Genomic DNA, 19,174 nt, shown 5'->3' with positions numbered 1-19,174 from the left:
GGTGGTTTAATAATGATTGAGTACCCTTTAAATTATTACACACTTGTGTATGCGCATCTAGCAACAATTCTGCCTGCATTTGCAATAGGAACCTATATGATGATTAGGCGAAAAGGCTCTACTCAGCATAAATTTCTTGGAAAAATCTACTTACTATTGATGTTTACAACCGCATCTATTACGCTATTTATTCCGGCATTTGCTGGTCCAAGATTACTTTTAAATCATTTTGGGCTTATACATTTATTATCTGTATTGACGATTTATACCTGTCCAGCAGCCTATATAGCAATAAAAAAAGGTGAAACAAAAAAACATCGTTATTTAATGATTTATCTTTATGTTGGTGGTTTAATAATTGCAGGATTTTTTACGCTAATGCCTGGGCGCTTTCTAGGAGAGTTGTTATTTAACAGTAAGCTTTTAAGCTAATGTTAATCCTAAGTGACGCATAATTATATTTCTTCATGTAAAGTTGGAAACATTTTGCCATCCAAATCATCCCCATTTTGATAACCATTTGCCTCCATCATTGCTCTTTCTTCTTGGGCCCAATCACCTCGATACTCAATTATAGAGCCTTCTTTAGCCATTCTTAAGGTGTATCGATGAATATCTTTTTTTGGCGTTACTTGATTTAAGCTTCCGTGCAGCGTTCGCATATCAAAAAAGATGCAATCTCCCAGTTCAAGGTCCCACTGTAGAAATTCATAATCATCTTTATTATTAAGAATATCTGGCGTAATATCATAAGTTTTGCCATTGACAATACCAGCCTCTCCATCTACAAGATGTCCTTCATTGAATCGCGTTCTAATGAAAAGCTTATCCCAAAGATGGGAGCCTTTAATCCAAGCAATCCCCTCTTCCTTTGATACAGGTTCTAGTGGAAGCCAAAGAACACACATTGAACCCTCAAAATCAAAGTAGGAGATGTCGTGATGAAATGGAGCGCCAGATTTTGATCCCGCTTCTCTAAAAAACCAATTGTCCATTACTAAGTTTATTTTTTTAGCTTCCAAGAGCTCGGATGCTATTTTTGCTGTTGGTGAGTTAAAAACGAAGTCTTTAAAGTCCTTATAAAGATCCCAGGTCCAGAAATCTTCAAAGTAACCAGGTGCATTTATATCTTTGGTGTGCCTTTCAAACCTTGGACTGGGGTTTTTGATATCTTCATCAATACCTCTTCTTAGCTTGTCTAGCCATTGTTTATCAAATTTACCTTTTATTAAGGCTGCACCATCACGCTTAAAATGTTTAATTTCTTCTGGAGCAAGTAAACTTTTCATAGAGATGAGTGTTCTGAATTATTAACAAATAAAACCCCTAATAATACTAATACTAGGGGTCATTGGAATAGCTTTAAAACGCTTTTAAATCGCGCAGCTCATATCATTACCACAGCACATTGGTGATTTGATTTTTCCGTGACCATTTGGACACTCAGAGATTTGAACTTCACCACCATCATCAAGCTTAAGTAAACCATCTACAAGTGGCTCATCACATTTAGCGCAGGTTGCATTAACGCCCATTCCACAATTACTACATTCATAAGTTGCCATAATTTTCTCCGATTTAATTAATTAATATAGTAACAGAATTACATTAAATTATTCTTAATTTATTAAGCAGAATTTTTATTATTTTTATCTAAAAGGTATATTATTGTAAGCTCTATGAAAAAAATACTTTTATTCCTATTTGTATCTTTCTTTTTTGTCAGCTTCTCTTTTGCTGGAGGTGATGATAGAGACCAGGTGCTTCCCTTAAACTCTCTGAATGAGGTGACAGATGAAAGTCCAAAATTTCTTCAAGAAGATGAGTTAGTTGAGACGCAGATTGATGAAAATATAGAAGAAGTTATAGAAGCAGTACCCATCAAGAAAGAACCCGTGCTAAGCACTCAAACTTATGACACGAGTGAAACAATGAATAAAACCATTGCTTCTATTAAAAAGTATTTCAGGTCGGACCAGGGAATCCTTGTACTATTGATACTTTTTTTTGTAGCAATAATTCTATTGTTTAATTTTTTCGTAAGAGAAAAAGAGTAACTAATCCTTTTTAGAAAAATGCACTGCAATTTTTGCCGCTAAGTCTGCATTATTTTTAATCAACTTGATGTTGGCATCTAGGCTCTTACCTTTTGTAATTTCATTAACTTTTGATAATAAATAAGGCGTTATTTTTTTGCCTGTAATACCTTCATTATCAGCCTCAATAATAGCTAGATTTATTGCCTCATTCATAGCGCTTGATTCAAGTTCAAATGCAACTGGAATAGGGTTCGTAACTAATACACCTCCATCAATAGAGAGGTCCCATTTGGTTTTAAGTATGCTTGCAATATCAGTTGCTGCATCAATTCTGTAGTCGACATTAAACCCAGATTTTGTGGAGTAAAAAGCTGGCATCTCAGAAGTTTTATAGCCAATAACAGGAACGCCCCTGGTTTCAAGATACTCAAGAGTTAGCCCAATATCAAGTATAGACTTTACCCCGGCGCAAACAACACACACGTTTGTTCTTGAGAGCTCATCAAGATCTGCAGAGATATCAAGTGTTGTTTCAGCGCCTCTATGAACGCCTCCTATTCCGCCTGTTGCAAATACCGCTATATTTGCAAGTTTTGCAATAATCATTGTTGACGCAACGGTTGTTGAGCCAGATAATTGCTGTGAAACAGCAACAGCAAGATCCCTCCTGGAGATCTTTTTAATCTCGTCATTCGTTGCTAAAAATTCAATTTCTTTTTCAGTAAGGCCTATTTTTAAGCGCCCTTTAATAATTGCAATCGTTGCTGCAACGGCATTATTTGATCGAACAGTCTCTTCAACCATCAACGCAGTCTCTATGTTTTTAGGGTACGGCATCCCGTGAGAGATAATAGTAGACTCGAGCGCAACAATTGGCAAGTTATTTTTTAGTGCATTTTCAACGTCTGGGTGAAAATCTAAATAATCATTCAGCTTCATTGCTCTGTTCCTTTAATAATAGCGCTACATTTTCTACTGATAACTGATCACTGATAGTATTTTTACTTTTTAATGCAATCAACGCAGCAGCAGATGCATATTTTACTGTTTCTTTAATGCCATTTAAATTTAAAAAACCATAAACCATTCCTGCCACAAAAGCGTCTCCCGCTCCATTTGCACTGACTACATCTATCTTTTTTTGATTAAACATCCCATAATCTTTTCCGTCATAATAAAACACACCCTCGTCACCCAGAGTAATAAAGATTTGTTTGCAACCCTTTTCAAACATGTTCTTTGCAGCGCTATGCATAGAGCTTTGATCTGTAATTTTAATGCCAGTAATTAGCTCAGACTCTAACCTGTTCGGCTTAACGGTATGAAATTTACCAATAAGGTGCGTTATCTTTGATGCCTTTGCGATCGATACTGTATCTAAAAATAAGGGAATATGGTTAAATTTTTCTGTTACGTACTCAATGACATTAACTGGGATGTTTGTATCAATTACAATCAAAGAGCTTTGATTTAAGGCATCTTTGTGGCTTCTAATGTCATCAATTGACATCTCATTAATGATTCTCATGTCTGAGATTGAAACCAGCATGTCGTTATTATCATCCAGCACCGACAGGTATTGACTGGTTGGCAATGTGGGATGCCTATTTATGTATGAAGTATCGACATTCGCTTTTTGAGTGGACTCAATTAAAAAATTTCCCAGAGCGTCAGATCCGACATATGAAAATATTTTTGTTGGTATGTTGAGCCTAGACATGTTCTCAGCAATATTTCTTCCAACGCCTCCTGAAGACATTGATATTTCACCTGGATTTGAATCCTTTAATAAAAGCGGGTTATCACTAGACCCCTGAAGATCAATATTGGCCCCACCAATTACAAAGACATACTGCTTTTGTTTGGATGTCATGTTTTTAATAGACTATTTTTTATCTTTTTAATCCAGTTAATTAAGTCTAAGTTTAAAGAATAAAGGCAAGGAAGAAGTATCAAAGTAACAAAAGTACCAAATAGTAAGCCGTACCCTAGCGCCATTACCATTGGTTGTAAGAATGCGTCTTTACCTCCAAAGCCATAGATAAGCGGTAAGACACCTGCGAGCGTTGTAAGGGTCGTTAATATTACTGCCCTTAGTCGGTCTTTAGCGCCCATCGCAATCCACTGGATTGACGTACTATCTTTGTCTTGACTTTGCTTAATGAAATTAAGGTGGCTGATCATTACTAAAGAATCATTTACTACAACTCCCACTAGCGCTAAGACCCCCAATAAAACAAAAAAACTGAATGGTTCAGAGTGAAAGAAGAAAGCCCACACTACGCCAATCAAAGCAAAAGGAATACTAAGAATAACTAACAGCGGCTGAGAGTATGAATTAAAAAGAAGCGCTATTAGCATAAATATACCAAAGACAGCAAACCCAAGTGCCAAAGTAAAATCACTTAAAGCTTCTTTTGCTTCAAATGAGCTGCCCCCTTCTATTGCACGAACTTCAGGAAAATTATTAATCAAGTCTAGCTCATCAAGTGCTCTTTTTGAGACAGATTGAGCGGTGGTTACTGAGTCTTCAACTGCCGCACTTACCTTAACAACTCGCTCACCATTCAAGTGCTTGTAGTTTGGATCGCCTGGAGTCTCTACAACACTTGCAAATTGTGACATTGGAATCATCCTTCCCTGGTTATTCCTGATAGAGGTTTCCGTAATATAGTCATCAGAATAATTACTATCACCAAGATACATTTTAACGCTTAGCTTGGTGTTATTAAAATCTACATCAGAAACGTCCATCCCAGAGTATATGGTCCTTAAGTGACTGTATACCTGCTGGTATTGAATTCCTAAGCTTGCCATTGACTCATAATCCAACAAAACCTCAATTCGATTTTTACTTAAATCGTCATCACGATCAATGTCGCTGACTCCGTCGTAGCTACTAAGTATTTTTTCAAGTTGGTCAACAGCAGCCTGACGCTGAACATCATTACTTCCAATTAGACTTAACTCAATATCTAACGCTCCGCCTGGGCCGCCTCTATTTGTTCTAAAGTTAATCCTTGAAACCCCTTCAATATCCTTGGTTTCTTCTTTAAGGATCTCAATAATTTCTTTAGCAGAGATTGCGCGATCATTCGCTGGCGTCAAGGTAATAGCAATCGATGCTCTATTAGAGGCTCTTGAACCAATTGTGCTCGTAAAAAAATCTAGGTTTGAACCCACCTTATCAATAATAATATTATCAATTTTAATGATGGACTGCTCAGTTGTTTCAACGGGAGTTCCAAGTGGCGTTTGAATGCGCATATTTATCGAGTTTGTGCCGCTCGATGGCCACTGAATATAAGTAATTTCCTTCATGCCAACATAGGCACTGAATGCAAGAAGCGCAATAAAAAGACTTAAAACTATAAAGCGCCACCTAAGGATTACAACTAGCACTTTTTCAAACCATCTTTCGACAGGCTTAAACCATGTTTTTTGTTTGCTGACTTTAGTGCCAGACATGTGCGCAGGCAGAGCGATACTCACTTCAAGAAATGAGAACGTTAAAGCGCAGATAACAGTAATAGGTAATATGTATATAAATTTACCGGTCGTTCCACTCATTATTAGAACGGTTGATATTGCAAGGATTGTAGTTAATATAGTCGTAACAACAGGCATGATTACCCTTTTAAAGCCATCAACAATATTTTGATAGACATCACCCCCCCTTTCTTTATAGTGGTGAATACTTTCAGCAATGATAATGCTGTCATCCACAACTAAGCCCAAGACTAAGACCATTCCAATTAATGAGATTAAGTTAATTGTTTCGCCTACAAAGCCAAGAAAAGCAACCGTCCCTAAAAGGGTCACAGGAATACTTATAGCAACCCAGAATGCAGTCTTAAAAGATAAAAATAAGCCTAAAACAACCATAATTAAGGCTAACCCTACTAAGGCATTGTTAGTTACAATATTTAATCGGTTAGATACTGGCTTTGATCTGTCATCGGTAACAATTAAATTGATATTTGAAGGGTATGATTCTTTAAGGACATCCAAAGTCTCTCTTACTTTTTCAATGGTTCTAATAACGTCTGCTTTTTCTGTTTTTGTAACCTTGAGGACGAAGCCCTTAGTCCCATTAATTCGAGTAATTGTATTAAAACCAATTTCACCTTCATCAATTGAGGCAATGTCCTTTAATAGAATTGTTGGCCCATCATAGCTGGACTTTACAACAACGTCCTCTAAAGACTCTTTATCTTGATATTCAGAGATAATAACGATATTTTTTTGGTTTCTTCCTTGATTATTATCACCAATAGCAGAGCGTATATTTTGATCAGCGATGGCGCTCCTTACCTGATCAAAAGAGAGTTGGTATTGTAAAAGCTTTTCTGGATTAATTCTAATTTGTACCTCTCTTTCAGAGTCTCCACCAATATTAATGTTCGCAATACCATCAATTAAAGAAAGATTTTTCTCAATATTATTAGCAATGGCTTTAGCAGTCTCGACATTGATGTCATCTCCACCGATTACTATTGTAAGGATTGGCCACTCAGTACTTGTCCTGTCAACTACTAATGGGTCATTAGCATCTTCTGGCAAGTCTTCAATTTCATTGACCGCCTCAGAAATACTAGCCTTCACCTCTTGGATATCATCAACATCCTCATCAATTTCAATATTTATACGAGATGTCCCTTCAGATGAAGTAGATGTCAGCTCTTTGATTCCATAAATTCCCTTTATTTTGCTCTCAATTACGTTAGTAATATTCTTCTCAACATCTCTCGGAGAGGCGCTTGGGTAAGAAGTATTTATTGAGAGCCGATCAAATTCAATAACCGGGTAAGTATCACGCTGAATTTTTTGGAGCGTCATAAAGCCTAATACGACAATTGACAACGTAAATAATAGTGCGAGTTTTTTTTGACGTACAAGGAAATTTAAAAACGAATCCATAATTTTCTCTTACTTTAACTTCAACCAAAATATTATATAGATGGTACGTAAAGAAATAGTGAAGACTTGGTGAACTTATAATCCGTTTTTTTTATACATTTTTTAGTGAATAAAATCAATAATTTATGACTTGATGCTTTAAAATTTGATAGCTATTAATTAACTAAAATTAAGCATAAATGAAAAGCTTGTTTGTAATTCTAGGAAACCAACTCTTTGAGCCCAAATTACTTCAAGAGCTGGGCTGTAATGAGGTCTTTATGGCAGAAGACTTTGATCTTTGCAGCTATGAAAAACATCACAAACTCAAGCTTTACTTGTTTCTATGTGCAATGCGTGAGTACAAAGAAGAGCTAGAATCTTTGGGAATCTCTGTTGGATACTTTGCCTTAAATGATCGAATTGAAAATCAATCTTATCTAGAGTGTCTTGTTGATTATGTTTTGGATAATGAAATAGAACAGGTAAATGTATTTGAAATTGAAGACAAGACCTTTGAAACTGAATTACTTGAAGGCTTAACTAAGAGTAATGTTAAGTTTAAAGTTCACCAATCACCAATGTTTATGTTTTCTAGGGAAGAGCTTTATTCACTAATGAAGGATAAAAAAGCTCTTAGGATGGGAAATTTCTATCAGCACGCAAGGAAAAAATTCAACATTTTGATGGATGAAGACAACAAGCCTTTAGGCGGCAAATGGTCCTTTGATGCAGAAAATCGAAAAAAAATTCCTGCTAATACTTTGATACCTGATCTGCCAAATAATAAGCAATCGTTATACCATGATGAAGTTTGTAGTCTCATTATGCAGCATTTTAATGACCACCCTGGAAGCCTTGATAATCCATGGTTTCCCGTTAATCGACGTGATGCTGAGAGTCAATTTGAAGACTTTTTAAAGCAGAGAATGGCTAATTTTGGTATTTATGAAGACGCAATGCTTGAAGGCAAAAACTTTTTGTTTCATAGCTGCATCAGCGCCTCAATGAATATAGGTCTTTTGTCTCCTCAAAAAGTTATTCAAACTTTGCTAGATAGCGCCGATACCTATCAAATCCCCATGAACTCATTGGAAGGCTTTGTAAGGCAAGTCTTAGGTTGGCGTGAGTTTATCAGAGGCGTATATCAAACAAAAGGTGACTACCAATCAAATAAAAACTATTGGGGCCATACGGGCAAGTTAACTTCAAGCTGGTACGAAGGTTCAACTGGAATAGCGCCTTTAGATGATTCTATCATTACTGCGATACAAGATGGATACAACCATCACATACCTAGACTTATGGTCATAAGCAACCTGATGAATCTTTGCGAAATTGATCCCAAAGAAATATATAGGTGGTTTATGGAGATGTATATTGACTCTTCCGAGTGGGTTATGGTTCCAAATGTGTTTGGAATGGCAACCTATTCTGATGGCGGCCTAATGTCAACTAAGCCTTACACCTGTGGCTCAAATTACCTACTTAAAATGAGTAACTACAAAAAAGGTGAATGGTGCAATGCAGTTGACGGACTTTATTGGAGGTTCATTCAAAAAAATAGAAAGTTCTATGAATCCAATCCTAGATTATCTCTTCAACCAAAACTATTAGACAGAATGTCACAGGAAAGGAAAGAACTTATCTTTGGCGAGGCAGAAAAATTTATTAAGGCCCATACTCGATGAAATTAGAGAAGATTTGTAAAACTTGCAATAAGCCCTTCACCTGGAGAAAAAAATGGCGTAAAGACTGGGAAAACGTTCTCTATTGCAGTGAAAGGTGTCGAAGGAATAAGCTTTAGTAAATTTGATCTATTAATAAAAAGCTAAAAAAAAGCCCTCAATGAAGAGGGCTTTTTATGAACTTATGTAAAGTTATGCTTACTTCTTCTTGCTGCCAGCTGCGCTTGATTGCACTGCAACATTCCAAATAATTAAACCAAATAAGATTTTGTTAACAAAATCTGCAAGGTTGTAAACAATGTTTAAAGTTCCAGCATCTACACTTCCCATCATATATCCGAAGACATATCCAAGAGGATAAATAGCCCAGCCTACTAAAACAATAATTCTAAGAGCATTGAATGCAGACTTTACGCTTGCATTTGCCTCAGCTGCTTTACTAGCCTCACCACCGAAGATTTCCCAGATGATGATTGCCCAACCTATCATGCCCACGACAAACCCGACAGAAGCGGATACTAAATGCGCCTCACCTGCGAATCCACCAATCAGCATTACCATAGTTCCAGCTAATAATCTCCAGAAAGAATTAGTTGACACTGAAGCGCCGACTGCTTTCAAGATGATGAAAAATTCAATCATTAATAATGGGACAGTAATTAACCAATCAATATATCTGTATACAATTGGAGAATCAGGAGCGCCTGCGATAACCGAAGCTACCCAATAGTCTCTCATATAATAGTAGTGAATTGCAGCAACCAACGTTACCAATCCTGCAACTGTCATTGACAGTCTCCACTCTTTATTTACTGCCATACCTTCATAAAAGAAAAATACTGTAGCAGCAACCATCGCCACAGACACTATCCAGAATGAAACGCCAACAAAATCGCCAGCTTGTAAAAATAAACTCATATCGTTCATAGGAACTCCCTAAATATATTAAATTAACAATAATAATAACTAATCATTAGCTATTCCAGAAAAATATACCTTAAAAACAATATTAAATACCCATTAATTTATAATATTTTTTTTTAAACGCTTATACAATAGGTCATTTTGACACATTACTTAAATTGCATAAAAAATAAGGATGGATAAAAAAAGGCCCAATTAAGGGCCTTTTTGGGTTACTTTATTTGCGTAATTCGATTATCAGTGAAACCTGAGTAACCTGGATTTGCCTTAATATAATCAACAACAACATCGGCTAGATCTGGACCAAAGTCATAGATATCTGTTGCAGACCTGAACATTTTATAACCATCACCACCAGCACGAATAAAGTTATTAGAAACCATACCGTATGTACCGTATAGATTGAGTGCACTAAAAGAACCATTACTCTCTTGGATTTCAATTGAAGTCACCCTTTCATTAGCAGGTTTTGACGAATCAAATGAGAAACGCATTCCAGAAACCTGAGGGAATCTGCCCGAACCATCCTCCACCTGGCTCACGCCATTTTCAATCGCTGCAAGTAACTGCTTACCCGTAACCTTGAAGGTTGACATTGTGTTTTGGAAAGGAAGGATAGTCATTATCTCACCAAGTGTAACCTGCCCAGCATCAAGAGAGGCTCGAATGCCTCCTGAGTTTGCAAGAGCAATCGAATAACCTTTTTCCATTCCTGCCGCTCTCATTGCGTCCGTTATCATATTACCCATATCACATTCTTGAACTCGGCATACAGCTCTATCGCCATTTAAAGAGCTAGAAACGTTTCCAACTAGAGTTTCTTTAAGATCTGTTATTGGCTTCTCTAATTCATCTAAGCGAGCAACTATTTGACTATTCTCATTGACAGAGCCGTCAATCGTAATTGGCTCACCTGTTGCAGAGATAACCTCACCTTCATCATCAAAGACAACTGAGAGCTCACCTAAGTATTTACCATAGGCATAAGCTTGTACAATTTGAGTGCCATTAACAACGGTTGGATAAGGTCCTTTTGCTCTATCGCTAATGTTTGATAGATAAGCATTATCATGACCACCAACAATCACGTCAATACCTGTTGTATTGGCTGCAATTTCTTTGTCAATTTCGTATGAAGAATGTGACATAAGTATGATTATGCCAACTCCAGCTGCTGTCAAAGAATCGACCTCAGCTTGGGCAGCAGTAATAGCATCAGTGAATATAATATTATCACCAGGACTCGAAATATCAACAACGTCCTCTGTAACAAGGCCTATAAGTCCAATTTTATGACCACTTCTCTCTATGACCGTTGATTTTTGTAGCTTGCCCTTAAGTTCTGGCTCCATATCAACATTTGCATTTGCCATAAGCACTGGAAAGTTAACCGCATCCATAAATGCTCTTAAGGTTTCAGGGCCATCATCAAACTCATGGTTTCCAACAGTCATTCCATCGTAACCAAGTTTATTCATCATTTCTGCAGCAACCTTACCCTTATAAAGGTTATAGAAAAGAGTTCCTTGGAACTGATCACCACCGTCTAAAAGTACTGTATTTTCATGCCTTGAGCGTGCATCCTCAATTGCTGTAATTAGACGAGCGGAGCCGCCAAAACATTTTCCTTCAGCATTGCTCTCAGCAGAGCAATTATTATCGTACTTACTGATAGGCCTAAAACGAGCATGAAAATCATTTGTATGAAGTATTGTTAAGTTTAGAACTTTGTGACTTGCAGCTATTGACGATTGGCTAAAGAAACCCAATGTAACAACAAAGCTCAAAAGCACACCTGGAATTATTTTTTGCAAACCTATTGAATGCATTTTGTGTAAGTGTTTCAAAATTACTCTCCCCTGTAATTAAAAAATAGTTGAGGTTATATTGTAATCCTATTTATTATAGTATTTATCAAAATATTTATTATGGGTAGACTCATGCTCCAATGTAATTCAAAATAACAATGTATTATTTAAAAATCAATTAAAGCAATTAACGATGAAAAACAGCGAGAAAATTGAAAATAAACTACTAAAAAATCTAAAGCTATGCACGTTACCACTGCCGCATAGAAGGAGCCTCCCTTTTGAATTCTATTGGCAGAATTCTATTTTTACACAAGAAAAAAAACGTATTTTTACAGATCAATGGCTAGGGTTAGGTCGGGCAGATAGATTGATGCTTCTGGGTGAATATGAAGCATTAGAGTTATGCGGCCAAGCACTTTTATTGATTCGTGATCAAGATAAAGCTTTACGGTTATATGCAAATACCTGTAGGCATCGCGGCGCTAAGTTGTTAGAGGGTAACGGACAATGCCAAGCAATTAGTTGCCCTTTTCATGGCTGGACATATTCACAAGATGGAGTCCTAATTCACGCCAAAGAGATGGATAAAAATCCAAATTTTGATTTCTCAGAACACTCACTGATTGAGTATGACCTAAAAGAAGTAGAAGGCTTTTTGTTTGCTTTTATTGGGAGTGAGTCCACAAATTTAGAGAAGCAGTTAGGCGATTTTGCAAAACTTCATAAACCTTGGGCATTGAACGATCTTGTGACAACAAGGCGTCAAGCCTTTGAAGTGCAGTGCAATTGGAAGGCATTTTTAGATGTTTTTAATGAATACTACCACCTGAATAACGTGCACCCAACCAGCATCGATAATCTTTATTGGAAGCCTGAAGAGTCAGACATTACATTGGGCGACTATGCGAGTCAGTTTGGACTTACCTCTGGAACTGGCGCCCTACTTGAAGTTCAACAACTCAGCGCTTTACCAAAAATGACGAGTTTAACTGAGCCATGGAGCCTTGGAGCTCGGTATAGCTGGATTTTTCCAAATATGACTTTTGCAGCCAGCCAAGAGTCGATCTGGGTTTATGAGGCCACTCCAATCAGTTCAGAGCGCTGCCAAATACGTCAAAGCATTTGTTTTCCAAAAAGTACAACGGAGCTACCTGATTTTAATGAAAAGTCTCTAGCCTATTATCAGCGCCTTGATGACGCCATGAGTGAGGACATTATTGCTCTAGAGAATCAACATAAAGGGCTTCGAAATTCACCATCACTGCAGGGTCAATTTTCTCCTCTAATGGAAGAAAACGTTGCCTCATTTTCTAACTGGTATGCGACTAAGATGATTTAGACACAACACAAGTTTTTATTAATTCACAACTGTTAATTTTATCCAAAGCTATTCATTAACTTAATCAATGGTTTTTAGAATATTTATTTAACTACTGAGTCCCCTTCTATAGCGTTATCTTCCTTCATTAGGATTGGCCTTCCATCTGGCGTTCTCAAGGGAATAATTTTTCCGTTGTAACGAGCACAAAGCGTTGGGCTGTTTTGCTTTTTACTTCCTAAATTCACCTCTAAATCCACCAAAACCAATTCAGCATCTAAAACCTCTAAAACCTTCATATTCTCTCCTTTGTTAGATGAAGTCCGTTGAAACAGCGAGAACTGCAATACCAAGTAAAGCGACAGTTTGTAAGACCATAAGTGCGATTGATTTTCCGCCTAGCTCCATCATCGACTTAAGTGATGTGGAAATGCCAAGCCCTGCAATAGCGAACACTAAAAACCATTGCGAGATGTCCGCAAGAAACCCCGTTAACATTTGAGGTATGAATCCGATGCTATTTACAATCAAGCATAAGGCAAAGCCAAGGGCAAACCATGGGAATGCTTTAGGGCTAATAGTACCAAGCTCATCATCACCCTTTAATAAAAGCGCAATAATAATAACAATGAACGGTAGCATTGAAATTCTCAGTAGCTTAATAAAGGTAGCTACATCACCAGTCTCATTAGACACAGCATAGCCAGCGCCGACTACCTGCGCAACATCGTGGATGGTTGCGCCAATAAGGATACCAATCTCAACGTCACTGAAGCCCCCTACTGAAAACAAAATAGGATAGGCAATCATCGCAAAGGTTGAGAGCGCTGTTACGCAGACAACGACAAATAAAGTATCACGATGCCTATCTTTCCAATTAGGGAGGACGGAGGCAACAGCGAGCGCCGCAGCTGCGCCGCAAATTGAAACAGCGCACGCGGTTAAAAGTCCAAAAAGATAACGCCTACCCATCAACTTCGCGATGAACCAACTAATTGCAATCGATGAAAGCACAAGAATTGGAACAAGTAAAAGTACATTCGTACCAAGACCTAAAATTTGATCAAGCGTAACTCTGAAGCCTAATAATGCAACACCAAAGCGAAGAATTTTTTTACTTGAGAACTCTATACCTTGAGCACATCGCTCATCGGTTGCTAGAAAGTTAAAGGCAATACCAATTAGGAGTGCAAAGAGCATCACTGGGGCTTTGTAGTGAAGGCTTAGAAATCCTGCTGCTGCGGCTATTGTCCCAACAACAATTAGGCCAGGGAAAAGCCCATTAAGTCGATCTTGTAATTTAATAATCAAGGAATTCATTTAGAAAGGTATTTAAGGTAATTGATACGGCGAGTCATTTTAAATCAATATAGATCTAAAGTGGCGGTATGGTTTTTTAATTAATCACATAGCAATTAAATATTAACTCTCTTCTTTTAAAGCCTTATTCAGTCTATTTAGTGAACCCGGATTCCAGTCAGAATTATGAATGTCTGACTCTTCAGACCTTGCATTTGTGGCCATTATTGCTTTTTCTTGCAATGATAATTTCTTTTTCTTCTTGGTTTTTAGTTCTTCATTCTGTTTTTTCATAGTTCTTTCCGCTAGTTGAAGTAAAGCCATTACTCATCAATTGTACTCTTTTTGATGTTTGTTGTATTTCATGTTTTTATTCTTAATAGAATGTGTTCAAATTAACACAGAGTTATATTTTTAGTTTCTATTATTTGGATGAAGTCAAATGGCCTACGTAGTAACCGATGGTTGTATTAAATGTAAGCACCTAGATTGTGTTGAGGTGTGTCCAGTAGATTGTTTCTATGAAGGTGAAAATACACTAGTTATTAATCCAGATGAGTGCATTGATTGTGATGTCTGCGTCCCAGAGTGTCCAGTTGAAGCTATATTGCCTGATACTGATCCTGTTGGCGTTAAATGGTTAGAGTTCAATAGAAAATACAGCACTGATATGAATTGGCCAGTTATAACTGAAAATAGTGGTCCAGACCCTGAGCATGAAAAATATCACCCGGATAATTTTCCAGATGGAAAGATGCATTTATTTTCTGAAAAGCCCGGGAAAGGTGATTAAATATGTTGGGGCAAGACAAATCTTTTGCTCTATTTTGTATTTATGGGGTAGATTAAACCATAATATTTTTAAGTTTATCGCTCTAATAATTTATATTTTTTTCATCTAAAATCCTTTTAATAAATATGTCTAAGAAGTCCTATCACATAGATTTTTTTGGTAGTAAGAGCATTTCAAGAACGTTTAAATAAAAGGTTGAAAGTTATGAAAATTGGAGCTCTTAAAGAAACCTCTTCAGGTGAACAGCGTGTTGCCTTAACTCCAGACAGTGCAATTAAGCTAAAAAAGCTTGGTCATGAGTGCCTGGTTGAATCGGGTGCTGGTATTGCAGCTGGCTTTATTGATAAGCAATATGAAGATGTCGGTGTTGAGATCTGCAAATCTGGCGAAGCGCTTATAAAGGCAAGTGATGTAATTGTTAAGGTTCAGCCGCCAAGTGAATCTGAAATCAAAAGACTTTCATCCTCCAAGACACTAATCTCTTTTTTCTATCCAGGCGCCAATGAAGTGTTAATGGAAATGGCTAAAGCTAACGAGGCTAGCGTTATTGCTATGGATATGGTGCCGCGCATTAGTCGCGCCCAAAAAATGGATGCATTATCTTCTATGGCCAATATTTCCGGCTATCGCGCAGTGATTGAGGCGAGTAACAACTTTGGCCGCTTTTTTACTGGACAGATGACAGCAGCCGGTAAAGTACCCCCAGCAAAGGTCTTAGTAGTTGGCGCCGGTGTTGCTGGACTCGCAGCAATTGGCACCTCTACCTCTCTTGGCGCTATCACCTATGCATTTGACGTTCGCCCAGAAGTTGCCGAGCAGGTAGAGTCTATGGGCGCTGAATTTGTTTTCTTAGATTTTGAAGATGAACAGAACAATAGCACCTCAACTGGAGGTTACGCTGCTGTATCTTCGCCTGAATTTACTAACGCTCAATTAGTCAAGTTCCGAGAGATTGCGCCTGATATGGATATTGTGATTACTACCGCTTTGATTCCTAATCGAGAAGCGCCTGAGCTTTGGACTAAGGATATGGTTGACAGTATGAAACCTGGCTCAGTGATAGTGGATCTGGCTGCTGAAAAGGGTGGAAATTGCAAGCTTACTGTTATAGATGAGCGCATTGTTACAGATAATGGCGTAATTATTATTGGTTATACAGATTTTCCAAGCCGGATGGCCGCTCAGGCGAGTACTCTTTATGCCAGTAATATTCGCCACATGATTGATGACTTGACTCCCAACAAAGATGGAGTGATAGTTCATGATATGGAGGATGACGTTATCCGCGGCGCAACGGTCGTTCACAATGGAGAGATTACTTTTCCTCCTCCACCTCCAAAAGTACAGGCTATTGCCGCTATTCAAAAAGTAAGGGTTCCAGATAAAACCCCTGAAGAGGTTCGAGCTGATGAGGTTGTAGCCTTTAAAAAACAGACTAAAAACCAAGTTATATTACTTTTTGTTGGAGGCGCATTGTTATTCTTAGTTGGAAGCTATGCACCAGCAAGTTTTATGCAGCACTTTATTGTTTTTATCTTATCTGTTTTTGTTGGTTTTCAAGTGATTTGGAATGTTAGCCACTCTCTTCATACGCCATTGATGGCTGTGACCAATGCGATTTCATCAATCATAATATTGGGAGCAATACTTCAGATAAACTCATCCAGCTCTATAGTCATGGTTCTTGCTGCGATATCAGTGTTTTTTGCGGGCATTAATATATTTGGTGGCTTCCTTGTAACGAGGCGCATGCTTGCCATGTTCCAGAAATCTTAATGAGGCTGGCGTCATGGAAATAGGCTTTACTTCTGCTGTTTACGTTCTTGCAGCAGTGTTATTTATTCTATCACTTGGCGGGCTGTCTGGTCAGGAAAGCGCAAAACGTGCCGTCTGGTATGGTATTACTGGAATGGCCTTAGCTGTATCTGCCACCCTACTAGGTCCTGGATTAGGGCATTGGTGGCTCTCACTGGCTCTGATTGCAGCGGGTGGCTTGATAGGTTACCTTTTAGCGTCAAAAGTGGGAATGACTGAAATGCCAGAGTTAGTTGCTGGTATGCATGCTTTGGTTGGACTTGCCGCGGTATTTGTGGGCTTTAACACTCATTTTGAACTGGTTAATATTGCCTCTATGGATGATACTGCCAAGAAAATGCTTGAAGGGTTTTCAGGGCTACTTGCTAAAAAGTCAGTTGTAGAGATCAACATTCTTCGTGTTGAGACAGCTTTGGGTATCTGGATTGGTGCTGTTACTTTTACAGGCTCAGTGATTGCTTATAGCAAGCTAGCAGGCAGAGTAACTTCAGAAGCTATCAAGCTTCCTGGGGGTCACTTTCTTAATGCAACTGCAGCTATTGTGTCAGTATTGTCTGTAGCTTGGTATTTAAATTCTGGTGAGTTATTGTCGATGATCATTCTGATGGTCATGGCTTTATTTATCGGTTATCACCTTATCATGGGTATTGGTGGTGCAGACATGCCGGTAGTTGTATCAATGCTGAATTCATATTCAGGTTGGGCTGCTGCTGCGATTGGATTTAGTCTTGGTAATGACCTTTTGATTGTTGTTGGAGCTTTAGTAGGATCATCAGGCGCTATTTTATCCTACATCATGTGTAAAGCTATGAATCGGTCCTTTGTGAGCGTAATCCTTGGTGGCTTTGGTGGTTCATCTGGCCCTCAAATGGAGATTAATGGAGAGCAGGTCGCTATTGATGTAGACGGTGTTGCCTCTGTATTAAATGAAGCTGAAAGTATTATAATAATCCCAGGTTACGGTATGGCTGTTGCCCAAGCTCAACAATCAGTGTCTGAATTAGCGCGTAAGTTAATAGCTCAGGGCAAAAATGTTCGCTTTGCAATCCATCCAGTAGCTGGTCGCTTGCCAGGTCATATGAATGTTCTTCTAGCAGAGGCACGGGTACCTTATGACATCGTTATGGAGATGGAGGAGATTAATGATGACTTCCCAGATACCGATGTGGCTATTGTAATTGGATCTAATGATATTGTGAATCCAGCTGCTCAAGAAGACCCAAACAGCCCAATTGCAGGCATGCCTGTATTAGAATGCTGGAAGGCTAAACAAGTATTTGTCTCCAAACGGGGTCAGGGAACAGGATATTCTGGCATCGAAAATCCATTATTCTTTAAGGAGAATGCAAGAATGTTCTACGGGGATGCAAAAGAATCTATTGATAAACTCTTACCACTTATAGACTAATTAAATAAGAACTATTTATAATCTAGAATTTGAGAATCAACTAAACGTCTATAGCCCCTTTCTATAAAATGATATATCAATTATTGATATAAATTCTACTCACTAATATTTTTTTAAACAACTAAGGATTGTATTGTGAAAGCATTAGTTAAAAGCCACTCAGAGAAAGGGATTTGGCTTGAAGACGTACCCATGCCAGAGGTAAGCAGTAACGATGTGCTCGTCAAAGTTCAGAAAACTGCAATTTGTGGTACTGACATACATATTTATAATTGGGATGCATGGGCAAAAAAAACCATATCTGTGCCAATGACAACAGGCCATGAATTTGCTGGAGTTATAGCTGAGTTAGGTGAAAGTGTTGTTGGATTAAAGGTTGGTGATCTGGTTTCTGCTGAGGGTCATATAGTTTGCAATCGATGTCGTAACTGTCTAGGTGGACGCAAACACCTGTGTCCTAATACTGTTGGGATTGGAGTTAATCGAAACGGATCTTTTGCAGAGTATGTATCGGTTCCAGCAGAAAATGTATTTAAACCAAGTGTCAAAATTTCAGCAGACTTACTAGCCTGTTTCGACCCTTATGGGAATGCAGTTCATACCGCGCTTTCATTTGATATGGTAGGAGAGGATATTTTAATAACTGGCGCAGGTCCAATTGGAATTATGGCTGCAATGGTTGCTGCTCACAGTGGTGCTCGTAATATAGTAATTACTGATTTAAATGAATACCGCCTTAATTTAGTTAAAAAAATCTTACCGAAAGTAATCACTGTTAATGTTGAAAAAAATCAAATCACGAAAGAATTAATGGAAAGTTTAGGTATTTTTGAAGGCTTTGATGTTGGCTTTGAAATGTCAGGCTCCCCTCAGGCATTTGGGGAGATGCTTAATAAAATGATTAATGGCGGCAAGGTAGCAATGCTAGCCATCATGCCTTCGGGTTCTGGTATTGATTGGGACTTGGTTGTATTTAAAGGGTTACATATAAAAGGTATTTATGGCCGTGAGATTTTTGAGACTTGGTATAAAGGCTCTATGATGGTACAAAGCGGACTTCCACTTGAAAAAATTATTACCCACCATTACCACTACACAGAATTCCAGAAGGGTTTTGATGTAATGTGTTCAGGCCAATCTGGCAAAGTCATCCTCAATTGGGAAGATTAATTTAAGGAAT

General features: G+C 38.0%; 19 protein-coding genes. 9 read left to right on the top strand and 10 right to left on the bottom strand.

What is annotated here, in order from left to right; all coding sequences use genetic code 11:
• Positions 1-12 precede the first annotated feature (12 nt).
• Positions 13-432: a DUF2306 domain-containing protein gene (locus ABXT69_RS04600; protein WP_416677008.1), complete on the top strand. Its 420-nt coding sequence runs from the start codon at positions 13-15 to the stop codon at positions 430-432.
• A gap of 23 nt (positions 433-455) precedes the next feature.
• On the opposite strand, the gene ABXT69_RS04595 is transcribed toward ABXT69_RS04600, so the two are convergent.
• The gene (locus ABXT69_RS04595) at positions 456-1,289 is read right to left on the bottom strand and encodes a phytanoyl-CoA dioxygenase family protein (protein WP_416677007.1); all 834 of its coding nucleotides are present in this window, start codon (positions 1,287-1,289) and stop codon (positions 456-458) included.
• A gap of 84 nt (positions 1,290-1,373) precedes the next feature.
• On the bottom strand, positions 1,374-1,565 hold the full coding sequence (locus tag ABXT69_RS04590) for a hypothetical protein (protein ID WP_416677006.1): 192 nt from the start codon (positions 1,563-1,565) through the stop codon (positions 1,374-1,376).
• A gap of 114 nt (positions 1,566-1,679) precedes the next feature.
• Here ABXT69_RS04590 and ABXT69_RS04585 point away from each other — a divergent pair, with 114 nt between their 5' ends.
• Positions 1,680-2,057: a hypothetical protein gene (locus ABXT69_RS04585; protein ID WP_416677005.1), complete on the top strand. Its 378-nt coding sequence runs from the start codon at positions 1,680-1,682 to the stop codon at positions 2,055-2,057.
• On the opposite strand, the gene ABXT69_RS04580 is transcribed toward ABXT69_RS04585, so the two are convergent.
• The 3 genes from ABXT69_RS04580 to ABXT69_RS04570 are packed head-to-tail and all read right to left on the bottom strand — an operon-like array spanning position 2,058 to position 6,959.
• Positions 2,058-2,978 carry a pseudouridine-5'-phosphate glycosidase gene (locus tag ABXT69_RS04580; RefSeq protein WP_416677004.1) on the bottom strand — a complete coding sequence of 307 codons (921 nt, stop codon included), beginning with the start codon at positions 2,976-2,978 and terminating at the stop codon, positions 2,058-2,060.
• The gene (locus ABXT69_RS04575) at positions 2,965-3,912 is read right to left on the bottom strand and encodes a carbohydrate kinase family protein (protein WP_416677003.1); all 948 of its coding nucleotides are present in this window, start codon (positions 3,910-3,912) and stop codon (positions 2,965-2,967) included. Before ABXT69_RS04575 ends, ABXT69_RS04580 begins: the two co-directional genes overlap by 14 nt.
• On the bottom strand, positions 3,909-6,959 hold the full coding sequence (locus ABXT69_RS04570) for an efflux RND transporter permease subunit (protein ID WP_416677002.1): 3,051 nt from the start codon (positions 6,957-6,959) through the stop codon (positions 3,909-3,911). The genes ABXT69_RS04575 and ABXT69_RS04570 overlap by 4 nt, the downstream gene beginning before the upstream one ends.
• A gap of 179 nt (positions 6,960-7,138) precedes the next feature.
• Between ABXT69_RS04570 and ABXT69_RS04565 the strand changes: the two genes are divergently transcribed.
• Together ABXT69_RS04565 and ABXT69_RS04560 are read left to right on the top strand one after the other, a co-directional pair.
• Complete coding sequence (locus tag ABXT69_RS04565) at positions 7,139-8,629, top strand: cryptochrome/photolyase family protein (protein WP_416677001.1); 1,491 nt, start codon at positions 7,139-7,141, stop codon at positions 8,627-8,629.
• Entirely contained in the window at positions 8,626-8,745 is a 120-nt protein-coding gene (locus ABXT69_RS04560) for a DUF2256 domain-containing protein (protein WP_416677000.1), read from the top strand. The genes ABXT69_RS04565 and ABXT69_RS04560 overlap by 4 nt, the downstream gene beginning before the upstream one ends.
• Positions 8,746-8,824: 79 nt before the next feature.
• Here the strand turns inward: ABXT69_RS04560 and ABXT69_RS04555 are convergent, their stop codons facing one another.
• Positions 8,825-9,544 (bottom strand): bacteriorhodopsin, encoded by a 720-nt coding sequence (locus ABXT69_RS04555; protein WP_416679552.1) that lies wholly within the window; start codon positions 9,542-9,544, stop codon positions 8,825-8,827.
• 218 nt (positions 9,545-9,762) lie between these two features.
• Positions 9,763-11,379: a bifunctional metallophosphatase/5'-nucleotidase gene (locus tag ABXT69_RS04550; RefSeq protein WP_416679550.1), complete on the bottom strand. Its 1,617-nt coding sequence runs from the start codon at positions 11,377-11,379 to the stop codon at positions 9,763-9,765.
• Positions 11,380-11,551: 172 nt separating this feature from the next.
• Here ABXT69_RS04550 and ABXT69_RS04545 point away from each other — a divergent pair, with 172 nt between their 5' ends.
• Positions 11,552-12,700, top strand: coding sequence for an aromatic ring-hydroxylating oxygenase subunit alpha (locus ABXT69_RS04545; protein WP_416676999.1), 1,149 nt, complete (start codon positions 11,552-11,554; stop codon positions 12,698-12,700).
• Positions 12,701-12,783: 83 nt separating this feature from the next.
• On the opposite strand, the gene ABXT69_RS04540 is transcribed toward ABXT69_RS04545, so the two are convergent.
• From ABXT69_RS04540 to ABXT69_RS04530, 3 genes are all read right to left on the bottom strand, one after another.
• A complete protein-coding gene (locus ABXT69_RS04540) occupies positions 12,784-12,978 on the bottom strand; it encodes a hypothetical protein (RefSeq protein WP_416676998.1) in 195 nt (64 codons plus the stop codon).
• Between the two features lie 13 nt (positions 12,979-12,991).
• The gene (locus ABXT69_RS04535) at positions 12,992-13,999 is read right to left on the bottom strand and encodes a YeiH family protein (RefSeq protein WP_416676997.1); all 1,008 of its coding nucleotides are present in this window, start codon (positions 13,997-13,999) and stop codon (positions 12,992-12,994) included.
• A gap of 102 nt (positions 14,000-14,101) precedes the next feature.
• The gene (locus tag ABXT69_RS04530; protein ID WP_416676996.1) at positions 14,102-14,272 is read right to left on the bottom strand and encodes a hypothetical protein; all 171 of its coding nucleotides are present in this window, start codon (positions 14,270-14,272) and stop codon (positions 14,102-14,104) included.
• A 148-nt stretch (positions 14,273-14,420) separates the two neighbouring features.
• Between ABXT69_RS04530 and fdxA the strand changes: the two genes are divergently transcribed.
• The 4 genes from fdxA (at position 14,421) to tdh (ending at position 19,164) form a co-directional block, all read left to right on the top strand.
• Entirely contained in the window at positions 14,421-14,771 is a 351-nt protein-coding gene (gene fdxA, locus ABXT69_RS04525) for a ferredoxin FdxA (RefSeq protein ID WP_271541719.1), read from the top strand.
• Positions 14,772-14,975: 204 nt separating this feature from the next.
• Positions 14,976-16,547 (top strand): Re/Si-specific NAD(P)(+) transhydrogenase subunit alpha, encoded by a 1,572-nt coding sequence (locus ABXT69_RS04520; RefSeq protein WP_416676995.1) that lies wholly within the window; start codon positions 14,976-14,978, stop codon positions 16,545-16,547.
• Between the two features lie 13 nt (positions 16,548-16,560).
• Entirely contained in the window at positions 16,561-17,994 is a 1,434-nt protein-coding gene (locus ABXT69_RS04515; protein ID WP_416679548.1) for an NAD(P)(+) transhydrogenase (Re/Si-specific) subunit beta, read from the top strand.
• A gap of 135 nt (positions 17,995-18,129) precedes the next feature.
• Entirely contained in the window at positions 18,130-19,164 is a 1,035-nt protein-coding gene (gene tdh, locus ABXT69_RS04510; protein ID WP_416676994.1) for an L-threonine 3-dehydrogenase, read from the top strand.
• Positions 19,165-19,174: the final 10 nt, after the last annotated feature.

Source organism: Candidatus Pseudothioglobus sp. Uisw_016, from assembly GCF_048087635.1.
Lineage (GTDB): Bacteria > Pseudomonadota > Gammaproteobacteria > PS1 > Pseudothioglobaceae > Pseudothioglobus.
The sequence above is the reverse complement of the archived record's forward strand: the minus strand, read 5'-3'. Positions and strand labels throughout refer to the sequence as shown.

Excerpts from the sequence above, each read along its gene's own strand:
- ABXT69_RS04600 (WP_416677008.1), top strand. The coding sequence starts at position 13 with ATGATTGAGTACCCTTTAAATTATTACACACTTGTGTATGCGCATCTA.
- ABXT69_RS04595 (WP_416677007.1), bottom strand. The coding sequence starts at position 1,289 with ATGAAAAGTTTACTTGCTCCAGAAGAAATTAAACATTTTAAGCGTGAT.
- ABXT69_RS04590 (WP_416677006.1), bottom strand. The coding sequence starts at position 1,565 with ATGGCAACTTATGAATGTAGTAATTGTGGAATGGGCGTTAATGCAACC.
- ABXT69_RS04585 (WP_416677005.1), top strand. The coding sequence starts at position 1,680 with ATGAAAAAAATACTTTTATTCCTATTTGTATCTTTCTTTTTTGTCAGC.
- ABXT69_RS04580 (WP_416677004.1), bottom strand. The coding sequence starts at position 2,978 with ATGAAGCTGAATGATTATTTAGATTTTCACCCAGACGTTGAAAATGCA.
- ABXT69_RS04575 (WP_416677003.1), bottom strand. The coding sequence starts at position 3,912 with ATGACATCCAAACAAAAGCAGTATGTCTTTGTAATTGGTGGGGCCAAT.
- ABXT69_RS04570 (WP_416677002.1), bottom strand. The coding sequence starts at position 6,959 with ATGGATTCGTTTTTAAATTTCCTTGTACGTCAAAAAAAACTCGCACTA.
- ABXT69_RS04565 (WP_416677001.1), top strand. The coding sequence starts at position 7,139 with ATGAAAAGCTTGTTTGTAATTCTAGGAAACCAACTCTTTGAGCCCAAA.
- ABXT69_RS04560 (WP_416677000.1), top strand. The coding sequence starts at position 8,626 with ATGAAATTAGAGAAGATTTGTAAAACTTGCAATAAGCCCTTCACCTGG.
- ABXT69_RS04555 (WP_416679552.1), bottom strand. The coding sequence starts at position 9,544 with ATGAGTTTATTTTTACAAGCTGGCGATTTTGTTGGCGTTTCATTCTGG.
- ABXT69_RS04550 (WP_416679550.1), bottom strand. The coding sequence starts at position 11,379 with ATGCATTCAATAGGTTTGCAAAAAATAATTCCAGGTGTGCTTTTGAGC.
- ABXT69_RS04545 (WP_416676999.1), top strand. The coding sequence starts at position 11,552 with ATGAAAAACAGCGAGAAAATTGAAAATAAACTACTAAAAAATCTAAAG.
- ABXT69_RS04540 (WP_416676998.1), bottom strand. The coding sequence starts at position 12,978 with ATGAAGGTTTTAGAGGTTTTAGATGCTGAATTGGTTTTGGTGGATTTA.
- ABXT69_RS04535 (WP_416676997.1), bottom strand. The coding sequence starts at position 13,999 with ATGAATTCCTTGATTATTAAATTACAAGATCGACTTAATGGGCTTTTC.
- ABXT69_RS04530 (WP_416676996.1), bottom strand. The coding sequence starts at position 14,272 with ATGAAAAAACAGAATGAAGAACTAAAAACCAAGAAGAAAAAGAAATTA.
- fdxA (WP_271541719.1), top strand. The coding sequence starts at position 14,421 with ATGGCCTACGTAGTAACCGATGGTTGTATTAAATGTAAGCACCTAGAT.
- ABXT69_RS04520 (WP_416676995.1), top strand. The coding sequence starts at position 14,976 with ATGAAAATTGGAGCTCTTAAAGAAACCTCTTCAGGTGAACAGCGTGTT.
- ABXT69_RS04515 (WP_416679548.1), top strand. The coding sequence starts at position 16,561 with ATGGAAATAGGCTTTACTTCTGCTGTTTACGTTCTTGCAGCAGTGTTA.